5 protein-coding genes are annotated in these 2,495 nt (G+C 65.2%); 2 read left to right on the top strand and 3 right to left on the bottom strand.

Going from position 1 to position 2,495, the window contains the following annotated elements; all coding sequences use genetic code 11:
* Positions 1–162 precede the first annotated feature (162 nt).
* Genes NS355_RS14720 through NS355_RS14710 form a run of 3 tightly spaced genes read right to left on the bottom strand, consistent with a single transcriptional unit; the run spans position 163 to position 933 of the window.
* Positions 163–354 carry a hypothetical protein gene (locus NS355_RS14720; protein WP_058746395.1) on the bottom strand — a complete coding sequence of 64 codons (192 nt, stop codon included), beginning with the start codon at positions 352–354 and terminating at the stop codon, positions 163–165.
* On the bottom strand, positions 351–752 hold the full coding sequence (locus tag NS355_RS14715; RefSeq protein WP_153008240.1) for a hypothetical protein: 402 nt from the start codon (positions 750–752) through the stop codon (positions 351–353). The genes NS355_RS14720 and NS355_RS14715 overlap by 4 nt, the downstream gene beginning before the upstream one ends.
* Positions 730–933: a helix-turn-helix transcriptional regulator gene (locus tag NS355_RS14710; protein WP_058746396.1), complete on the bottom strand. Its 204-nt coding sequence runs from the start codon at positions 931–933 to the stop codon at positions 730–732. Before NS355_RS14710 ends, NS355_RS14715 begins: the two co-directional genes overlap by 23 nt.
* Positions 934–1,181: 248 nt before the next feature.
* On the opposite strand from NS355_RS14710, the gene NS355_RS14705 reads away from it, so the two are divergent.
* Both NS355_RS14705 and NS355_RS14700 read left to right on the top strand, forming a co-directional pair.
* Positions 1,182–2,021 carry a glycine--tRNA ligase subunit alpha gene (locus NS355_RS14705; RefSeq protein ID WP_058746393.1) on the top strand — a complete coding sequence of 280 codons (840 nt, stop codon included), beginning with the start codon at positions 1,182–1,184 and terminating at the stop codon, positions 2,019–2,021.
* Positions 2,021–2,495: glycine--tRNA ligase subunit beta (locus NS355_RS14700; RefSeq protein ID WP_153008239.1), on the top strand; the 475-nt coding region annotated here is incomplete at its 3' end. The genes NS355_RS14705 and NS355_RS14700, both read left to right, overlap by 1 nt.

Here is a 2,495-nt window from a genome sequence, read left to right as displayed (position 1 = left end):
GCGACGCCCAGAGATCGGGGCGTGCCGTCCCACCGGCGGACTGGTTCAGCACGATCAGCGCCATCGACAGACCGGCGAGGCCACCCACCGCCCCGGAAATGGCCAGCAGCCGGTGATTGGCGCGCTCGCTGGGGCCGCGACGAACGGTTTTGGACGTTTCGATCATGGTCGCACCTCGATGGAAAGATGGACGGAGAAATGCGGTATCGCGACCTTGTGGGCGGCGACGGCGGCGGTTTGCATGTTCGGGCGGAGCGTATCGAGCGCGATCTCTCCCACTCGACCGGCGCCCCATCCGAGCAAGGACAGCGCGATGCCGGTACCGATGATCGCAGCGGACGGGCGGTGCGTCATGACCGCGCCTGCATGGCATGGGCCATCGCGCCGCTCAGCGCGAAGAGCAGGAGCAGGGCGATGGTCAGGCTATAGCCGGACACCGCCAGCATTGCCGCCGATCCACGGATGAGCGGTATCACGATCATGCCGGTGGCGACCCCCGCGCACAGCCTGGCGCTCCACCACCAATACCGCAGCGTCATGGTCGTCCCGATCAGCAACAGGCCGAGCGCGGCAAGCGCATAGGCCATGGCATAGGGACGTCCCGCCATGTCCGAAACATGGCCGCCCAGTACCGGCAATCCGATCAGGCCGGTAGCCAGTCCCGCGCAAAGCTGGGCCTGCCCGCGCCACAGCCGTCCGATCCGGCTGGTCCGGGTCGAAGCGGTCGATTCACTCACCAGAATGTTCGTCATCGAAAATCTCCTCGATCGGCATTTCGAACAGCCGTCCAATGCGGAAGGCGAGCGGCAGCGAGGGGTCGTATTTCCCCGTTTCGATGGCGTTGACGGCCTGGCGCGACACATCCAGCCGCCCGGCGAGTTCCGCCTGGCTCCAGTTGCGTTCGGCGCGCAGCACCTTGAGGCGATTTTTCATGTCCACCTCCTCTTGCATGGCCAACCTCCCTTTGTCACCCGTGCATGACGGAATGTCATGTAGCCATGACAAAGTGACAGCGAGTCGCGACATTGTCAATAAGACCTGACAAAATATCGCGTGTAGCTGACTTGTCGGGGTGATTAGGACGGCCGCTCGCCTTGACCACACAAGGGCCATCCGCCAAAGCCTGCCCTATTATGCAGACCCGAAACGGCCCCCCGGAAGGACCACTTTCCTTCCAGCGCATGATCCTCACCCTCCATGACTATTGGAGCGAGCGGGGATGCGTGATTCTGCAACCCTATGACATGGAGATGGGGGCGGGGACCTTTCACCCCGCGACCACCCTGCGCGCGCTGGGGCCCGATTCCTGGAACGCCGCCTTCGTCCAGCCGTGCCGCCGCCCGACCGACGGCCGCTATGGCGAGAACCCCAACCGGTTGCAGCATTATTACCAGTATCAGGTGATCCTGAAGCCCTCGCCCGCCGACCTGCAGGACCTGTATCTGGGCAGCCTGGCGGCGATCGGCGTCGACATGGCCAAGCACGATATCCGCTTCGTCGAGGATGACTGGGAAAGCCCGACTTTGGGCGCCTGGGGCCTGGGCTGGGAAGTCTGGTGCGACGGGATGGAGGTGACCCAGTTCACCTATTTCCAGCAGATGGGCGGTTACGACATGAAGCCGGTCGCGGGCGAGCTGACCTACGGGCTCGAACGCCTCGCCATGTATATCCAGGACGTCGACAACGTGTACGACCTGCGCTTCAACGATGCGGGCGTGAGTTATGGCGACGTGTTTCTCGAAAACGAGAAGCAGATGTCGACCTGGAACTTTGAGATCGCCGACACGGAAACTCTGTTCGACGCCTTCAAGAAGGCGGCGGCCGAGTGCGAGCGCTGCCTGGAAGCCAAGCTGCCCATCCCCGCGTATGAACAGGCGATCAAGGCCAGCCATACCTTCAACCTGCTGCAGGCGCGCGGCGTGATCTCGGTGGCGGAGCGCCAGGCCTATATGGGCCGCGTCCGCGATCTGGCGAAGGGCGCGTGCGGCGCCTGGATGGACAAGAACGGCTGGGCCGCGTGATGACCGATTTTCTGCTCGAACTCCGCTCCGAAGAAATCCCTGCCCGGATGCAGGCGGGTGCGCGGGAGAACCTCGCCAAGCTCTTCACCGCCGAACTGGCCAAGGCCGGACTGTCGGCGGGTGAGATCGTCACCTATGCCGGTCCGCGTCGTCTGGCGCTGATCGCGCGCGGGCTTCCGGCCGCGACCGAGGCCGTGTCCGAGGAAGTGAAGGGGCCGCGTGCCTCCGCGCCGCCGCAGGCGCTGGAGGGCTTCCTCCGCAAGACCGGGCTGACCCGCGAGCAGCTGACCGAGCGGGACGGCGTGCTCTTCGCGATCACCGAAAAGCCCGGCCGTGCGACGGCGCAGGTGCTGGCCGAGGCGATCCCCGCCATCGTCCGCGCCTTCCCCTGGCCCAAGTCGATGCGCTGGGGCACGGAGTCCGCCTCAACCGAGTCGATGCGCTGGGTCCGCCCGCTGCACGCCATCGTCGCGC

It is taken from the genome of Sphingomonas yabuuchiae, from assembly GCF_001477495.1.
Taxonomy (GTDB): Bacteria; Pseudomonadota; Alphaproteobacteria; order Sphingomonadales; family Sphingomonadaceae; genus Sphingomonas; species Sphingomonas yabuuchiae_A.
The sequence above is the reverse complement of the archived record's forward strand: the minus strand, read 5'-3'. Positions and strand labels throughout refer to the sequence as shown.